The sequence below is a fragment of the Streptomyces mayteni genome, from assembly GCF_054783955.1.
The window spans coordinates 1-16,255 of the sequence record NZ_BAAGPR010000082.1 but is presented as its reverse complement, the minus strand read 5'-3'; the positions used below and the strand labels follow the sequence as shown (position 1 = coordinate 16,255).

Genomic DNA, 16,255 nt, shown 5'->3' with positions numbered 1-16,255 from the left:
CCGCGCCCACTATATGAACTCGGGGCCCTGCGTGGGGGAACAGCGGGGAAACCGCTTGCACCCCCACCGGGCCATGGGATAACGCGGATTACCGGTGGGTTCAGCGGAGCGCTCCGGCGGTGAGGCCGGACTGCACCTGTCGTTGGAAGGTGACGTAGACGACGAGGACCGGGAGCATCGACATGGTGACGCCGGCGTAGAGCGCGCCCCAGTCGCCCTCGTAGCCCTGCTGCACCATGAGCGCGGCGAGGCCCTGGGGCAGCACGGCGTCGTCCGGGTCGCCGACGTTGAGCACCCGGGGCAGCACGAACTGGTTCCACTGGCCGAGGAAGTTGAAGATCCCGATGCTGATCAGCCCGGGTCTGGCCATCGGCATCATGATCTGGAAGAAGGTTCTGGTGTGCGAGGCGCCGTCCAGGGCCGCGGCCTCCTGGACGCCGCTCGGCAGGGTGCGGAAGAAGGAGACCAGGAAGAAGGTGGTGAACGGCAGCGAGTAGGCGATGTAGACGATGATCAGGCCCTGCCTGGTGTTGAGCAGGCCGAAGTTGTTGAGCACGAAGAACAGCGGCACCAGGGCCAGGAAGACGGGGAACATCAGCCCGCCGGTGAAGAGCAGGTGGATCGCCCGGTTGCCGCGGAAGCTGTAGCGGGCCAGCACGTAGGCGGCCATGGAGCCGAGCAGCATCGTCCCGGTCAGCGAACCGGCGAGGACGATCAGCGAGTTGACGGTGTAGCGGCCGATGTTGGCGTTGGTCCAGGCGTGGGTGAAGTTGTCCCAGCTCAGCTCGGTGGGCAGGCCGAAGGGGTCGGCGACGACGTCGGCGTGCGGGCGGAGGCTGGAGATCACCACCCAGATCACGGGCGCGGCCGCCAGCACCGCCCAGAGCACCAGGAACGAGTGGGCGAAGACGTTGAGCACGCCGCCCGCGGCGTCGCGCCGCTCGGGCTCGCCGGCGGTCGGGGGTCCGGCGCCGCCCGGTCCTGCGGGCGGGCTGTCCTGCCGCGGGTCGGTGCTGGTGACGCTCACGATTGGTTTCTCCTCATCTCCCGGGATGGCCGCACCAGGTGCCCTACAGCTCGACCCGTTCGCGCCGGCCCACCAGCATCATCACCAGGGCGAAGGCCAGCGTGAGCAGGAACAGGGCGACGCCGATGGCGGTGGCGTAGCCGGCCTGGGCGTCCCGGAACGCCTTCTCGAAGAGGTAGCTGGGCAGCACGTCCATGCCGTGCTCGGGGACCATCACGTCCACCAGCGCGAAGGCGTCGAGCGCCTGGATGCCCATGTAGATCCAGCCGGTGCGGACGGTGTCCCAGGTGAGCGGGAGGGTCACCCGGAAGAAGGTCACCGTGCGTCCGGCGCCGTCGAGCAGCGCGGCCTCGTAGATCTCGCCGGGGATGGAGCTCATGGAGGCGGAGAACAGCACCACGTAGAAGCCGACGAAGGACCAGCACAGCACGGCGAGCACGCACCAGACGGCCACCTCGCCGCCCAGCCAGTCCTCGCGCTGCCAGGAGTCGAGCCCGACGGCGCCGAGCCCCTCGTTGAGCAGCCCGGTGGGACTGTAGATCCGGGCCCAGATGACGGCGATCACCGCGATGGAGATCACCTGGGGGAAGAAGTAGACGATCTTGTAGACCCGCGATCCCGGCACGCCCCCGCCCCCGCTGCCGCCGCCGCGCCGGCCGCCGACGTTGACCATGTAGGCGAGGAAGAGGCCGAGGGCGAGCGTGATCAACGGGGCGAGGACGAGCAGCAGCAGGCTGTTGACCGCCGAGTCCCAGAACTTGTCGTCCTCGACCATGCGTTGGTAGTTCTCGAGCCCGGTGAAGGTGTAGGTCGCGCTGTAGCCGGTCCAGTCCGTGAGCGAGTAGAAGAACGCCTGGAGGAACGGCGAGACGACGAAGATCAGGTAGACCAGCAGCGGCAGGGCCAGGAACCAGGCGATGAACCGGCGTTGGTCGAGCTTCCGGTAGCGGCGGTCGTGCCGCACCCGGTCCGGGGTGAACCGGGGCGGCACGAGGAACGCCACCGTGAACAGCAGTCTGTCGCGGGGGGTCAGTCGTTCCTGGCCCCGCGGGGAGTCCTTCATACCGCCCCCTGGGTGCGGGTCAGGCGTGCTGGAACTTCTGGATGGAGTCGTCCTGGGCCGTCGCGTCCGCGGCGCGCTGGCAGCGGTCGATGGCCTCGGCCGGCTCGATCTCGCCGGCCATCATGGCGGCCATGGCGCCCCCGATCTCCTCGTTGTTGAGCTGCCGGTACCAGTCGGGCAGCCGGGAGCTGACGAGGTTGTCGCCCGCGGCCTCCAGGATCGCGGAGGCGCTGGTGAGTCCTGGCGGCAGCGAGAGGCCGTCGGCGGCGCCGCGCACCACGGTGAGCGAGGAGACGAGTTCGGTGAAGTTCCGCGCCGACTCGCGGCCGAGCATGGTGCGCAGGAACTCGAGACCGCCGGGGACGTTGTCGGCGGCGGCCGGCACGAAGAACGGCTCGCCCGGCGCGGTCCAGAGGGTGCCGAACGGCATGGCGTCCGAGGCGTCGAGCCCGGTGGGCGGGCCGACGGCCATGTCGAAGTCGTCGGGCGTGGTGGCCGCGGCCTCGTTCTCCACCCAGGTGGCGTTGGGGATGAACAGGGCGCGGCCCTGGGTCCACTCGGTCTGGGACTCCTCGTGGGTCATGCCGGGGCTGCCGCGCAGCACGTAACCGCGGGCCGTCAGCTCGTAGTACGCCTCGAAGGCGGCGCGGACCGCGTCGTGGCGCCAGGCGTTGGGCTCCAGGTTGTCGAGGGCCTGCAGGACCTCGACACCGCCGATCTTGGCGATGAACGGGTAGAGGGTGAACTGGAGGTAGTAGGGATAGACGCCGGTGTAGGTCCAGCCGGCGATGCCCTCGCGCTTGGCGGCCTCGCAGACGGCCAGCATCTCGTCCCAGGTCTGCGGGTACTCGGCGCCGATCCGCTCCATCGCGGTGCGCGAGTACCACTGGCCGTAGACGTGCAGCGCGTAGTTGAGGCGGTAGCAGGACTCGCTGCCGAACTGGCCCATCTCGACGGTGCCGGGCATCAGGGTGTCCCGGACGGTGACCGACGGGTCGTCGAGCGAGGGCGCGTCGAGCAGTTCGGTGAGGTCGTGCACCTGGTCGTTGCGGATCAGGGCGGCGATGTCCATCGCCTGGGCGCCGGAGTTGTCGATGACGTCCGGCGGGTCGCCCTGCACCATGCGGGGCTGGAGCAGGGACTGGATCTCCTGCGTCTTGGTGTGGTCGACGGTGCCGAACCGCTGCTGGTAGAGGGCCTCGGCGTCGATCGCGTACTGGTCGCCGAAGCCGCCGTCGAAGATGACGACCTCGAGTTCGGTGTCGGCGTTGACGCCGAAGGGGTTGTCGGTGGTGCTCTCTCCCCGCTCGGCGCCTCCGTCGTCGCCGCTGCCGCCGCCGCTGGCGCAGGAGGTGAGCGCGCCGACCGCCGGGACGGCGAGCAGCCCCGCGGCGGCGGAGCCTCTGATCAGGGAACGGCGGTTGAGATATGGACCGGAATGCATGTTCAAGTCCTCGCCTTCGAGAGGGATCAGACGGTGGGGGCCGATCGGATCTCGACAGGTATAGTCCAATTCACTCGGGCTTGGAAGATCGCGTACCCCGATCGTGGGAGGCTTTTCCGAGTTGAGATCTCCACGACACACGACACGGGCCGCCCTCCGGAAAAAGGAGGGCGGCCCGTGCGTTTGACGACTTTGTGGCGACGGATGCGCCTATGTCGTCCGACCGGCTATCCGCGGTCGCCTGTTGATCTTGAAATTGCGGAGTCTACTTGCGGATCAGGGAGCGCAGCACGTACTGCATGATCCCGCCGTTGCGGTAGTAGTCCGCCTCGCCGGGGGTGTCGATGCGCACCACGGCGTCGAACGCCACGCCGGTGTCCGTGGAGACCCGGACGGTCTCCGGGGTGCCGCCGTCGTTGAGCGCGGTGACGCCGGTGAAGGAGAAGGTCTCCTCGCCGGTGAGGCCGAGCGAGTCCGCGCTCTGGCCGGCGGGGAACTGGAGCGGCAGCACGCCCATGCCGATCAGGTTGGAGCGGTGGATGCGCTCGTAGGACTCGGCGATCACGGCGCGGACGCCGAGCAGCGCGGTGCCCTTGGCCGCCCAGTCGCGGGAGGACCCGGAGCCGTACTCCTTGCCGGCCAGCACCACAAGCGGCACGCCGGCGGCCTGGTAGTTGCTCGACGCGTCGTAGATGAAGGAGACGGGGGCCCCGCCTTCTTCGGCGGCTCGGGTGAAGTCCCGGGTGTAGCCGCCCTCGGTGCCGGGCGCGATCTGGTTGCGCAGCCGGATGTTGGCGAAGGTGCCGCGGATCATCACCTCGTGGTTGCCGCGCCGCGAGCCGTAGGAGTTGAAGTCCCGGCGGGCGACGCCGTGTTCGGTGAGGTACTGGCCGGCCGGGGTGTCGGCCTTGATGGCGCCGGCGGGCGAGATGTGGTCGGTGGTGACCGAGTCGCCGAGCTTGGCGAGCACCCGGGCGCCGGCGATGTCGACGACCGGCTCCGGGTCCATGGCCATGCCCTCGAAGTACGGGGGCTTGCGGACGTAGGTGGACTCGGCGTCCCACTCGAAGGTGGAGCCGGTGGGGATCGGCAGCGCGTTCCACTGGGCGTCGCCGGCGAAGACGTCGGCGTAGCTCTGGCCGAACATCTCCTGGCCGATGGCGGAGGCGACGACCTGCTCGATCTCCTGCTCGGACGGCCAGATGTCGCTGAGGTAGACGGGCTTGCCGTCCGGGTCGGTGCCCAGCGGCTCGGTGGTGATGTCGATCGTCATCGAGCCGGCGATGGCGTAGGCGACCACCAGCGGCGGGGACGCCAGGTAGTTCATCTTGACGTCCGGGTTGATCCGGCCCTCGAAGTTGCGGTTGCCGGAGAGGACGGAGACCACGGCCAGGTCGTTGTCGTTGACCGCCTGCGAGATCTCCTCGGGCAGCGGGCCCGAGTTGCCGATGCAGGTGGTGCAGCCGTAACCGACCAGGTTGAAGCCGAGCTTGTCCAGGTAGGGGGTGAGGCCTGCGCGGTCGTAGTAGTCCATGACGACCTTGGAGCCGGGCGCCAGCGTGGTCTTGACCCAGGGCTTGCTGGTCAGGCCGCGCTCCACCGCCTTCTTGGCCAGCAGCGCTGCGCCCACCATCACGGAGGGGTTGGAGGTGTTGGTGCAGGAGGTGATGGCGGCGACGGTGACGGCGCCGTGGTCGATCTGGAAGGTGGAGCCGTCGGCGGCGGTGACCGTGACCGGCTTGCTCGGCGCGCTGTTGCTGACGGCCGGCGCGTCGGAGGCGGGGAAGGACTCCTTGCCGGCCTCGTCGGCGTCGGTGGCGGGCACGTAGACGCGCACGTCCTCGCCGAACCTGACCTTGGCGTCGGCGAGCGCGATCCGGTCCTGGGGGCGCTTGGGGCCGGCGATCGAGGGCACGACGGTGGCGAGGTCGAGCTCCAGGTACTCGGAGTACTCGGGCTCGTGGCTCGGGTCGTGCCAGAGGCCCTGCTCCTTGGCGTACGCCTCGACGAGGGCGAGCTGCTGGGCGTCGCGGCCGGTGAGCCGCAGGTAGCCGATGGTCTCGGCGTCGATCGGGAAGATGGCCGCGGTGGAGCCGAACTCCGGCGACATGTTGCCGATGGTGGCGCGGTTGGCCAGCGGGATGGCGGACACGCCCTGGCCGTAGAACTCGACGAACTTGCCGACGACGCCGTGCCGGCGCAGCATCTCGGTGATGGTGAGCACCAGGTCGGTGGCGGTGGTGCCGGTGGGCAGCTCGCCGGTGAGCTTGAAGCCGACGACGCGCGGGATCAGCATGGAGACGGGCTGGCCGAGCATGGCGGCCTCGGCCTCGATGCCGCCGACGCCCCAGCCGAGCACACCGAGGCCGTTGACCATGGTGGTGTGCGAGTCGGTGCCGACGAGGGTGTCGGGGTACGCCTGCCCGTTGCGCACCATGACGGTGCGGGCCAGGTGCTCGATGTTGACCTGGTGGACGATGCCGGTGCCGGGCGGGACGACCTTGAACTCGTCGAACGCGGTCTGGCCCCAGCGCAGGAACTGGTAGCGCTCGCGGTTGCGGCCGTACTCGAGCTCGACGTTCTGCTGGAAGGCGTTCGGGGTGCCGAACTTGTCGGCGATCACGGAGTGGTCGATGACCAACTCGGCCGGGGCGAGCGGGTTGATCCGCGCCGGGTCGCCGCCCAGGTCGCGGACGGCCTCGCGCATGGTGGCCAGGTCCACCACGCAGGGCACGCCGGTGAAGTCCTGCATGATCACGCGGGCGGGCGTGAACTGGATCTCCTGGCTCGGCTGGGCGGTCGCGTCCCAGTCGCCGAGGGCGCGGATGTGATCCGCCGTGATGTTGGCCCCGTCCTCGGTGCGGAGCAGGTTCTCCAGCAGCACCTTCAGGCTGTACGGCAGCCGGGCGGAGCCCGCCACCTTGTCAAGCCGGAAGATCTCGTACGACTCGTCGCCGACCCGCAGCGTGCTGCGGGCGTCGAAGCTGTTCGCCGACACGACTGTCTCCTTCAACACATGTGTTCGCGCGTTCTGCCGCAATGCTGCCGTCCGCGACTCGACAGGACTTGGTAAGGTGACCCTAAGTGCACTGCCGGGCGGCGGGGCGGCACGCGCTGCGCCGTCACCAGATATCTCGATGTCGAGATAACTCTAGTACATGAGCCCGTCGCGAGCATGTGCGGGCGCCACGTGCTGCCCGCGCGCGGCCGTTCAGTCGGCCGCGGCCAGCTCGTCGGCGAGCGCGACGAGGGTGGTCACGGTGCGCCAGTTGCGGGCGGTGGCGGTGAGGCCGCGGCCCGGCCTGGACAGCGCCTCGCCGAGCTTGCTGCGGCCCATCCCGTCGGGGAACCAGGCGAAGAGCTCCCGCTCGCCGACCCGGAACTCGTCCGGCGCCCAGCGCGCCGGGTCCGTGTCCGCGACCGGGTGTTCCGCCGCCGGGCCGGTGAGGAAGACGACGACGAGCTTGGCCGGGTCGAGCTCTGCGGCGGGGAACGGGCACCGCTCGACGGCGGCCCGCAGCTCGTCGCGGCCGAGCACCAGGCAGTCGACCCGGAACCCGAACCGCTCGGCGATCGCCTCCTCGATCGCGGCGGCCACCGCGGCGGGGTCGGCGGCGGGCGCGGTGAACACCGCGTTCCCGCTCTGCAGATGGGTGCGCGCCGAGCCGTGGCCCAGCTCGGTCAGCAGCAGCCGCAACTCCGCCATCGGGACCTTGCGGTGCCCGCCCACGTTGATCCCACGCAACAGCGCGGCATACGCGACATTCTCAGCCATGCCGCCACCCTAGGGTTCGGCCCGGCGGGGATCGGCGGACGGCTCGGCGAAGGACTGCGCGCCGCGGACCAGCGCGAGGAACTCCTCGTCGGCGAGACCGAGCTCGCGGGCCTCGGCGACCAGGGCGCGGACGCCCTCGGTGAGCCGGGCCCGCTGCGCCGCGCCCGGGGCGGCGGTGACCACCGCGCCGCGGCCCCGCCGCAGTTCGATCAGGCCCTCGTCACGCAGCCGTTGGTAGCCGCGCAGCACCGTGTGCATGTTGACGCCGAGCGACTCGGCGACCTCGCGGGCCGGCGGCAGCCGCTCGCCTGGGAGGGCGGCGCCGTCGGCGATCGCGCCCCGCACGCAGGCCGCGATCTGCTCGCCGAGCGGCACGGGTGAGCCGGGAACCACGCGGAAGAGCATGTCAGCCCCGCTCCCCCGCGCGGCGGTCGCACAGCCCGTTGAGCAGCGCGGCCGCGGTGGTCGAGTCGTCGACGGTGACCACGAACTCGCGCCCGCCGGCCAGCCGGGCCGACAGCGCCTCGCCCGAGCGCAGCACCACGCCCCGGCGGCCCGGGCGGATCCGGTAGCCCCAACCGCCGAAGTCCGCCGTGGCGTTGACCTCGACGCTGGTGGCGCTCACGATGCGGTCGAGCGGGACGGCGAGCCGGGGCCGGGGCAGCAGCGTCGAGCCGACGGCCAGGCCACGCCGGTCGACGGTGACCCGCACGCTGGCGGAGACGGCGCACAGCAGCGCGACGGCCAGCGGCACGAGCCCGGCCCACGGCGGCCCGAACAGCACCACCACCATCCCCCCGAGGGCGCCGGCGCCGGCGGCGAAGAGCACCACCCGGGAGACCATGATCCGGCTCCAGGCCACGACCTCCCCCGCGCGGAGAGACAGGGCGGGAACCGGTGGCTCCGGCGCGCGCGACACGCCGGGGCCCGCGGCCCACCAGGCGAGGCCGCCGGCCGCCAGGCTGGCGAACAGCAGCACGGCCACGTGCCATATCGGCAGCCGCGCCGCGGCCGGGTCGGAGACGTCCGCGTTGATCAGCACGGTCGCGATCAGCGGATACCCGAGGGTGACGGCCACGCCCGCGCCGACCGCGGCGGTCAGCCGCTGCCCCGGCGCGTCACCCGCCCGCAGCAGCATCAGGCCGAACAGCAGCCCGAGACCGAGCAGCAGGCCGCCGCCGAACCAGAGCGCGCCGGCCCGGCTCAGGTAGCCGTCGGCCTCACCGCCGGTCCCGAAGTGGGTGGCGAGACGCTCGGGCAGCCGGTCCTGGTTCGCCAGGAAGACCGCGCCGTAGGCCACGGTGGCGAGGCCGAACGGCACGGCCACCACGGAGACTCGTCGTGCGGTGCTCATGAGAACCCCTTTGTTCGCATTGGACTAGAATAATTCGAGCATACCCCACGAGGGGCGTACTCACCCGAACAGCCGACCCTGTGCGGCGACATCTCATATCTGAGATAAGCTCGTGCATATGATCGACGACTACCTCGCCCGGATCGGACAGCTCATTCGGGACGCACGTCAGCATCGTGGCTGGACACAACTCCAGCTCGCGGAGGCGCTCGGTACCAGTCAGAGCGCGGTCAACCGCATCGAGCGGGGCAACCAGAACATCAGCCTTGAGATGATCGCCCGCATCGGCGAGGCGTTGGACAGCGAGATCGTCTCGCTCGGCTACGCCGGCCCGATGCACCTACGGGTGGTCGGCGGGCGCCGGTTGAGCGGCGCCATCGACGTCAAGACGAGCAAGAACGCCTGCGTCGCCCTGCTCTGCGCCAGCCTCCTCAACTCCGGCCGCACGGTGCTGCGTCGGGTCGCCAGGATCGAGGAGGTCTTCCGCATCCTCGAGGTGCTCAACTCGATCGGGGTGCGCACCCGTTGGATCAACGAGGGCGCCGACCTGGAGATCGTGCCGCCGGCCGAACTCGACCTGGACACCATCGACAAGGAGGCGGCGCTCCGCACCCGCAGCATCATCATGTTCCTCGGCCCGCTGCTGCACCGCATGGATCGCTTCAAGATCCCCTACGCGGGCGGCTGCGACCTGGGCACCCGCACCGTCGAGCCGCACATGATGGCACTGCGCAGGTTCGGCCTCGAGGTCACCGCCACCGAGGGCATGTACCACGCCACGGTCAACAGCGGGATCTCCCCCGAGCGGCCGATCGTGCTGACCGAGCGCGGCGACACCGTCACCGAGAACGCGCTGCTCGCCGCCGCCCGGCACGACGGGGTCACGGTGATCCGCAACGCGTCGTCCAACTACATGGTCCAGGACCTGTGCTTCTTCCTCGAGCAGCTGGGGGTGCGGATCGACGGCGTGGGCACCACCACGCTGGCCGTGCACGGCGTGCCGGAGATCGACCGCGACGTGGACTACTCGCCGTCCGAGGACCCGGTGGAGGCGATGAGCCTGATCGCGGCGGCGGTCGTCACCGAGTCGGAGCTGACGATCCGCCGGGTGCCGCTCGAGTTCCTGGAGATCGAGCTCGCGGTGCTCGAGGGCATGGGCCTCGACCACGACCTGGGCCCCGAGTACAAGGCGGACAACGGCCGCACCCGGCTGGCCGACCTGACCGTGCGCCCCTCCAAGCTGGAGGCGCCGATCGACAAGATCCACCCGATGCCGTTCCCCGGCCTCAACATCGACAACGCGCCGTTCTTCGCCGCGATCGCGGCCTCGGCGCACGGCTCGACGCTGATCCACGACTGGGTCTACGACAACCGGGCGATCTACCTCACCGACCTCAACCGGCTTGGCGGCCGGCTCCAGTTGCTCGACCCGCACCGGGTGCTGGTCGAGGGCCCGACCCGGTGGCGGGCGGCCGAGATGATGTGCCCGCCGGCGCTGCGGCCCGCCGTGGTGGTGCTGTTGGCGATGATGGCGGCCGAGGGCACCTCGGTGCTGCGCAACGTCTACGTGATCAACCGCGGTTACGAGGACCTGGCGGAGCGGCTGAACTCGGTGGGCGCCCAGATCGAGACCTTCCGCAACATCTGACGGAGCCCGTTCGACGCACCCCTTCCGACCTGCGGAAACGTTGAGCCGGAGGGGGTGCGACGTCGTCTCTGGGAGTGCTCTGGGAGTTTCCGCCGTATCCGGGCCGTTCCGGTCACTGCCGAAGACCGCGTCGATGGCGGCCGATCCTCGGGCCCCCGCGCGTGGCAGGAAGTGCGCATACTTACGGAGCGTGAACCCGGGATCCGCGTGACCGAGCCACTGGGCAAGGGACACGACCGACTCACCGGCCTCCAGTTGCTCGGAGGCGTAGAAGTGTCGCAGGGCGTGGAATCCGTAAAGGAGCGATCACACCAGCCCCGGCCAGGGCAGGCTTCCAGACGTACGAGTTGAAGTAGTTCCGGTTGATCGCCCGACGCTCCCGACCTGTCGCCAGGAGTGCGTACGACCTGGGGCGCCGCTGTTTGGCCTCCACCGCCGTCTCGGGAGGGCTGGGATCGTCCCAGGGAAGCGTGACACGCACCGGCGCAAGTACTTCCATGTGTTGTCGGAGGGCGGCGGCCACGCTCGGCGGCAGAGGCACATCGCGGACCTTGCGTCCCTTCGGCAGGGCAAAGCACAGTTTCGCCCGCACCATTTTGACCTGCCGCCGGACATGCACGACTTCTGCGGCGAAGTCGATGGCATCCGGGCCGAGCCCGAAGGCTTCCCCTTGGCGGAGACCGAGCCCTGCGCCGATCGCGACGAGAATCCGATAACGCTCCGGCAAGGTCGCGCGAATTGCCCGCACGCGCTCAGGAGCCCATACCTCAACCCGGCCCGCGGCGGGGGAAGGCGGCCGGACAGTGCGCGCATGGCAGGGATTGCGGACCAGACGACGATCTTCGACGGCAGCCTGAAGTATGCCGGACAATGTCGACCACACAAGCCGGATCGAAGTCGGCCCGAGATCCTGCTCCAGTTCCTTCTTCCAGGAGCGCAGCCGCTCTGTCCCAACCGTGTTGAGCGGCAGAGAACCGAGGTGCGGGAGAATGTGCTGGCGAACCCTCTGCTCGATCCGTTCCAGGGTCGACGGATCCCCGCTCTGCGTGGGCCACCAACGTGTCTGTATGTACTCCTTGAGGGTCATGGCCCCGTCCCGCGGGTCAACGAACTCACCGCGCCGCGCATCCGTCTGGGCCTGAGCCAGCCAGGTCTTGGCATCCTGGAGTGTGTCGAATAACCGGTCCTTGATACACCAGGAATGCCCCTCACGCGATAGCGCGTGCACTTCCCGTGCAACGCCGTACGGACGAGCAGGAAGCATAACGTGCTGTACAAATCTCGGCTTGTCAAGCCGATAGCCCAAAGCCTCCGCGGCGCGAAGAGCCCACTTCCCCGAGAGGGTTCAGGGAGGCATTGGATCGCGAATCCGCCTGCTCCTGCTCGCGGATCCAGGCATCGAGCGCTTCCAACCGGTACATGACCCGCCCCTGCATCCCGAGACGGAAACTGGGCGGCCCTTGCCTCCGATGCCGCCACACATAAAGCGTGTTGACTGAGATCCCCAGGCACGTGGCCGCATCGCGGGCATTCAGGAGGACGGGCTCAACCACGGACTCAGATTCGCTGCACATCATAGATCTCCCGGAGCAGTGGTAACGCAAAGGACCTCCTTGCCAACTACGCACGCTGAATCAGCCCAGCAGGCACAGAAGCAAGAGATACCAAGGCTCCGCAGTAAAGAAGATTTGACACAGCCGCCCACTTCACTCTGCGGTGACCTGTGTGACACAGACCGGCGTATGAACGTCAAGTACAAGGAGACGGCGCGGGGCGGGCTGGCGGTCAACATCATCGAGTGCTGAGAGAACGGCCCCGACCTGTGAGAACGGGTCTTTCACGTGCCGGAAGGGCCCGGGGCAGGTGACGCGCCCGTCGAGCGACGGCCCGGTGGGGCTTTGGGGCCCCTTTAGCCGTGGTCAGCAGTCTTCCCCCGAGAGTCGTCGATCGACGACGCGCTGGCCGGCGACGGTCGGCCCCCTCACCGGGCCGCCGTACCCCGCCGAGGACGTGGCGCCGGATCCCGAGTCGATCACCCCGCCGGGGGCATCCAGCCCTCTTCACAGCCAGGCAACTTGCTGAACAAGAAAAATTGCGCGGCAAGAAAATTTCTGGCAGGCTGGCAGCATGAGCGACGCTGTCACCGCAACCGGACTGAGGGAGCGCAAGAAGGAGGCCACCAGGCGTGCGTTGTGCCATGCGGCCATCCGGCTGGGCACGGAGCGCGGCTGGGACGAGGTCCGCGCCGAGGACATCGCGGCCGAAGTGGGCGTCTCCACCCGCACGTTCAACAACTACTTCCGTTCGAAAGAGGAAGCGGTCGTCGCCAGCGGCGTGGAGCGGGCCGAGCGGGTGCGCACGGCACTGCTGGCGCGTCCGACCGACGAGCCGCTGTGGGAGGCGCTGACCGCGGCCCTCATCGAGATGGCCGTGGCCGAGGAGCGTGACTTCGGGCCGATAGCGGTCGCCCATCTCAGGCTCATCGCCGACCACCCGGCCCTGGCCGCCCAGCAGATCAGGTTCGACCGCCAGGCCGTCAGCACGCTGGTCGACGCCGTTGCCGAGCGGACCAGCACCGATCCGGAGCAGAACCCGCTTCCCCATATCGCCGCCACCACCGCGGTCGCCGTCACCCGGGGCGCCGTCGAGCACTGGGCCCGCCACGGCCGACCGGCCTCGGTGGCCGACGCGATCCGGGGGGCGATGAACCTGATCCACCTCGATCTGTCGTAGTCAGCGCTTCACCCCCTGTCCCGTTCTCCTCCTACTCAGCAGGAGTGTCATCACCATGTCCGCAACCGATCGCACTGATACCGCCGGTCCCCAGGCAGCCGGCGGGCGGCGGGTTCCCGTCGTCATCCTCGGCATGACCGCGCTGCTCGGCCTGATGCTGGCCGCGTTCATCCTCCCGGCCATCAACTCCGGGCCCCACAACGTCCCGATCGCGGTGGCCGGCCCGGCGGCCGAGGCCCAGCAGGTCGCCGACGCCCTGGAGAGTTCCCAACCCGACGCGTATGACATCGAGTTACTCCCGGACGCCGAGACCGCGCGGGAGGACATCACCAACCGCGACATCTACGGCGCGATCGTCGTCAGCGAGGGTGACGCCGATCCGCAGATCCTCATCGCCAGCTCGGGCAGCGCCCAGATCGCCAACGGCCTGCGCGCGCTGGGCCCCTCGCTCTCCGGTCAGCCGGTCGAGCCCGGCGTCACCGTCGAGGACCTGGCGCCGCTGCCCGAGGACGACCCGCTCGGTACCGGCCTGGCATCGGGGGCAACACCTCTCGTCCTGGGTGGCTATGTCGCCGCACTCGTCATCGTGGTCGTCCTGCGCCGCCCGGTGGAGCAGGTCGCGACGGCGTTCGTCTTCTCCCTGGTCGGCGGATTCGCCCTCACCGCCATGCTGCAGTACGGCTTCGGCGTCATCGAGGGCACGTACCTGCTGACCTCCCTGGGCCTGGCCATCACCCTGGCCGCCACCTGCTGGATGATCATCGGCCTGCGCTCTGTGCTCGGTCCCCGAGGCCTCGGCCTGGGCGCGGCGTTGTTGATCCTGGTCGCCAACCCGCTGTCCGGCCTCTCCGGAGGCAAGCAGTGGCTGCCCGAGCCGTGGGGGGAGGTCGGCCAGTTCCTCCCGCCGGGCGCGGGCGGATCGCTACTGCGGGCCCTCTCCTTCTTCGACGGCGCGAACATCGTCCAACCGCTGCTGGTACTGACCGGCTGGCTGATCATCGGCGTCGCCCTCTTCTCCCTGGGGATCCGCCGCGCCGCCAAGGCCGGCACGCCCACGGCCCCCGCCCCGGGCACGCCGGAGCCCGCAAGGGCATGACGCGGTCACCGCGACCTTCGTCGAACACACGGTGGGCCAACACCAGGGTCGGGTGCTGGCCCACCGTGCGCACAACACTTCGCGCGGTTCGAAACTCCATCTGGCCAGCAATCCCTGAGAGGTGAGCCCTCCTCATGCCCGCCATCCACGAGACGACGATGCGTGCCGTCCGGTACCAGAAATACGGTGAACCCGATGTCCTGCGGGTCGCCGACGTGCCCATGCCGAAACCCGCCGCCGGACAGGTGATGGTGAAGGTGCACGGCTCCAGCGTGAACCCGATCGAGGCCCAGGTCCGGGGCGGCAAGATGCGCCTGCTCAGCGGCTTCCGCTTCCCCAAGGGCATCGGCCAGGACTTCAGCGGTGAGGTCGTCGCCGTCGGCTCCAAGGTCGACGACTCCCTCGTCGGCCGCCGCGTGTGGGGCTGCGTCTTAGCCGTCAGCGCCGCCACCACCGCGGAGTACCTGTGCGTGAAGGAGTCCCAGGTCACCGTTGTCCCCTCGGGAGTGGACCTGGTGAACGCGGCCGCCATCCCCACCGTGGGACTGGCGGCCCTGGCGGCCGTCCGCGCCGTCGGCGTCGGGACGGGGCAGCGGGTGCTCGTCGTCGGTGCCAGCGGCGGGATCGGCAGTGTCGCCCTCCAGATCTGCCGCGCGCTGGGGGCGGAGGTCGGGGCCGTCTCGGCCGCGTTCAACGCCGACTTCTGCGCGACTCTTGGCGCCACCGAGACCTACGACTACGCCGACCTCGGCTCACTTCTCTCCAGCAAGAAGTTCGACGCCGTCATCGACCTGCACGGCACGTCGCTCGGAACGTACCGCAAGCGACTGAAGTCCGGCGGGAAGATGGTGACTCTCGCCCCCAAGGGCATGGGCTACGCCATGCTGTCCCTCCTCCTGCTCGGCCCGCGGGTGCGCATCGCCCAGGCCAAGTCCAACCGCAAGGGCCTCAACGCACTCGCCGGCTACGTCGAGCGGGGCGAACTCCGCCCGGTCGTCGACGAGGTGTACCCCATGGAGAAGATCTCCGAGGCACACCGCGCCGCGGAGACCGGGCACAGCCGTGGCAAGCGCGTCATCCGGGTCGTCACCACCCACGCCCACTGACCGGGGCACCCGCCCCATCCGCACGCCGACGCACCGACGCACCACGACACGGCCTGTGCCAGGGCCGGGGCCGGCAACCAGCCGACTCACCGCCCCTGGCACAGGCCGCAGCATGTCCAGGATCGCCGCCGGTTCGATCAGGTGTCGGGCAGCCCCAGGTCGCCGTCGATCAGACTGAAGATCTCCTCGTCCGAGGCCGAGCTCAGACCCGCGAACGCGTCCTCGTCCCCCGCCCCGTGGCCCGGCCCGCTCTCCCCCGACGCCTCGAGACGGGCGAGCAGCGACGCGAGCCGGACCGCGAGCTCCGACCTGTCCCGCTGACCATGCGGCGGGACACCCGCCAGGGCGGCTTCCAACCGGTCCAGCACGGCGAACGGATCATCGGCCGCGCCGTGCCCCGGCCGCGCCCCGGCCACAGCCGGAAGTTCGGCGTCCAGATAGGCCGCCAGCCGGGCTGACGTCGGGTGATCGAAGATCGTGGTCGTCGGCAGGCGCAGACCGGTCGCCGCGTTGAGGTTGTTGCGCAGCTCCACGGCGGTGAGCGAGTCGAAGCCGAGGTCGAGGAACCCCTGGTCCGGGTCGAGGCCGGCGGCCGAATCGTGCTTCAACACCACGCTGACAGTGCCCAGGACGAGATCCATCAGCATCCGCCTGCGCTCCGAACCGGTGGCCTTCGCCAACTGAGCCGCCAGCCCGCTCCGATCGCCCGAACCGACCACCTGGTCCACCCCGTTACGCCCGCCCGGGCTCCCCACGCCCACCGGCACTGCGCCGTTGGCCGGCAGGCCCGCCGCCCTCGGAGGCTGGGTGAAGTGGGCGGTGATGGTGTGGGGGTGGGTGGTGGTGAGGGTGGTGTCGAGGAGGGTGAGTCCTTGGGTGTCGGTGAGGGGTGCGAGGTGGTGTTGGGCGAGTCGTTGGTGGTCGGTGGTGGTGAGGTGGCCTGTCATGCCGCTGGTGGTTTCCCACAGGCCCCAGGCGAGGGAGTGGGCGGGCAGGCCGTGCTGGTGGC

14 protein-coding genes are annotated in these 16,255 nt (G+C 69.8%); 4 read left to right on the top strand and 10 right to left on the bottom strand.

The window, feature by feature from the left end; translation table 11 throughout:
- Positions 1-100 precede the first annotated feature (100 nt).
- The 7 genes from ACYVPE_RS28580 to ACYVPE_RS28550 all read right to left on the bottom strand — a co-directional run bounded on the left by ACYVPE_RS28580 (position 101) and on the right by ACYVPE_RS28550 (position 8,663).
- Complete coding sequence (locus tag ACYVPE_RS28580) at positions 101-1,027, bottom strand: carbohydrate ABC transporter permease (RefSeq protein ID WP_461036618.1); 927 nt, start codon at positions 1,025-1,027, stop codon at positions 101-103.
- Between the two features lie 43 nt (positions 1,028-1,070).
- A complete protein-coding gene (locus ACYVPE_RS28575) occupies positions 1,071-2,090 on the bottom strand; it encodes a carbohydrate ABC transporter permease (RefSeq protein WP_461036617.1) in 1,020 nt (339 codons plus the stop codon).
- A 19-nt stretch (positions 2,091-2,109) separates the two neighbouring features.
- Positions 2,110-3,534, bottom strand: coding sequence for an N-acetylglucosamine/diacetylchitobiose ABC transporter substrate-binding protein (gene ngcE / locus ACYVPE_RS28570; protein WP_461036616.1), 1,425 nt, complete (start codon positions 3,532-3,534; stop codon positions 2,110-2,112).
- Between the two features lie 265 nt (positions 3,535-3,799).
- Complete coding sequence (acnA, locus tag ACYVPE_RS28565) at positions 3,800-6,532, bottom strand: aconitate hydratase AcnA (protein WP_461036615.1); 2,733 nt, start codon at positions 6,530-6,532, stop codon at positions 3,800-3,802.
- A gap of 213 nt (positions 6,533-6,745) precedes the next feature.
- A complete protein-coding gene (locus ACYVPE_RS28560; RefSeq protein WP_461036614.1) occupies positions 6,746-7,309 on the bottom strand; it encodes a DUF1697 domain-containing protein in 564 nt (187 codons plus the stop codon).
- A gap of 9 nt (positions 7,310-7,318) precedes the next feature.
- Complete coding sequence (locus tag ACYVPE_RS28555) at positions 7,319-7,714, bottom strand: GntR family transcriptional regulator (protein ID WP_461036613.1); 396 nt, start codon at positions 7,712-7,714, stop codon at positions 7,319-7,321.
- Between the two features lies 1 nt (position 7,715).
- Entirely contained in the window at positions 7,716-8,663 is a 948-nt protein-coding gene (locus tag ACYVPE_RS28550; RefSeq protein WP_461036612.1) for a DUF1648 domain-containing protein, read from the bottom strand.
- 118 nt (positions 8,664-8,781) lie between these two features.
- Here ACYVPE_RS28550 and ACYVPE_RS28545 point away from each other — a divergent pair, with 118 nt between their 5' ends.
- Positions 8,782-10,311: a helix-turn-helix domain-containing protein gene (locus ACYVPE_RS28545; protein ID WP_461036611.1), complete on the top strand. Its 1,530-nt coding sequence runs from the start codon at positions 8,782-8,784 to the stop codon at positions 10,309-10,311.
- 241 nt (positions 10,312-10,552) lie between these two features.
- Here the strand turns inward: ACYVPE_RS28545 and ACYVPE_RS28540 are convergent, their stop codons facing one another.
- Complete coding sequence (locus ACYVPE_RS28540; RefSeq protein ID WP_461036610.1) at positions 10,553-11,398, bottom strand: tyrosine-type recombinase/integrase; 846 nt, start codon at positions 11,396-11,398, stop codon at positions 10,553-10,555.
- A 202-nt stretch (positions 11,399-11,600) separates the two neighbouring features.
- Complete coding sequence (locus tag ACYVPE_RS28535; RefSeq protein ID WP_461036631.1) at positions 11,601-11,885, bottom strand: helix-turn-helix transcriptional regulator; 285 nt, start codon at positions 11,883-11,885, stop codon at positions 11,601-11,603.
- Between the two features lie 553 nt (positions 11,886-12,438).
- Between ACYVPE_RS28535 and ACYVPE_RS28530 the strand changes: the two genes are divergently transcribed.
- The 3 genes from ACYVPE_RS28530 to ACYVPE_RS28520 all read left to right on the top strand — a co-directional run bounded on the left by ACYVPE_RS28530 (position 12,439) and on the right by ACYVPE_RS28520 (position 15,246).
- Positions 12,439-13,044, top strand: coding sequence for a TetR/AcrR family transcriptional regulator (locus tag ACYVPE_RS28530; RefSeq protein WP_461036609.1), 606 nt, complete (start codon positions 12,439-12,441; stop codon positions 13,042-13,044).
- Positions 13,045-13,099: 55 nt separating this feature from the next.
- Positions 13,100-14,140: a hypothetical protein gene (locus ACYVPE_RS28525; RefSeq protein WP_461036608.1), complete on the top strand. Its 1,041-nt coding sequence runs from the start codon at positions 13,100-13,102 to the stop codon at positions 14,138-14,140.
- Positions 14,141-14,274: 134 nt separating this feature from the next.
- Positions 14,275-15,246, top strand: coding sequence for an NAD(P)-dependent alcohol dehydrogenase (locus ACYVPE_RS28520; protein ID WP_461036607.1), 972 nt, complete (start codon positions 14,275-14,277; stop codon positions 15,244-15,246).
- 137 nt (positions 15,247-15,383) lie between these two features.
- Here the strand turns inward: ACYVPE_RS28520 and ACYVPE_RS28515 are convergent.
- Positions 15,384-16,255, bottom strand: an 872-nt coding sequence (locus ACYVPE_RS28515; RefSeq protein WP_461036606.1) for an acyl carrier protein, incomplete at its 5' end; no start/stop codon positions are given.

What these genes read in the sequence shown, in the direction of transcription:
- ngcE (WP_461036616.1), bottom strand. Translation starts at nt 3,534, where the DNA reads ATGCATTCCGGTCCATATCTCAACCGCCGTTCCCTGATCAGAGGCTCC.
- ACYVPE_RS28540 (WP_461036610.1), bottom strand. Translation starts at nt 11,398, where the DNA reads ATGACCCTCAAGGAGTACATACAGACACGTTGGTGGCCCACGCAGAGC.
- ACYVPE_RS28545 (WP_461036611.1), top strand. Translation starts at nt 8,782, where the DNA reads ATGATCGACGACTACCTCGCCCGGATCGGACAGCTCATTCGGGACGCA.
- ACYVPE_RS28530 (WP_461036609.1), top strand. Translation starts at nt 12,439, where the DNA reads ATGAGCGACGCTGTCACCGCAACCGGACTGAGGGAGCGCAAGAAGGAG.
- ACYVPE_RS28555 (WP_461036613.1), bottom strand. Translation starts at nt 7,714, where the DNA reads ATGCTCTTCCGCGTGGTTCCCGGCTCACCCGTGCCGCTCGGCGAGCAG.
- ACYVPE_RS28550 (WP_461036612.1), bottom strand. Translation starts at nt 8,663, where the DNA reads ATGAGCACCGCACGACGAGTCTCCGTGGTGGCCGTGCCGTTCGGCCTC.
- ACYVPE_RS28535 (WP_461036631.1), bottom strand. Translation starts at nt 11,885, where the DNA reads ATGTGCAGCGAATCTGAGTCCGTGGTTGAGCCCGTCCTCCTGAATGCC.
- ACYVPE_RS28525 (WP_461036608.1), top strand. Translation starts at nt 13,100, where the DNA reads ATGTCCGCAACCGATCGCACTGATACCGCCGGTCCCCAGGCAGCCGGC.
- ACYVPE_RS28520 (WP_461036607.1), top strand. Translation starts at nt 14,275, where the DNA reads ATGCCCGCCATCCACGAGACGACGATGCGTGCCGTCCGGTACCAGAAA.
- ACYVPE_RS28575 (WP_461036617.1), bottom strand. Translation starts at nt 2,090, where the DNA reads ATGAAGGACTCCCCGCGGGGCCAGGAACGACTGACCCCCCGCGACAGA.
- ACYVPE_RS28560 (WP_461036614.1), bottom strand. Translation starts at nt 7,309, where the DNA reads ATGGCTGAGAATGTCGCGTATGCCGCGCTGTTGCGTGGGATCAACGTG.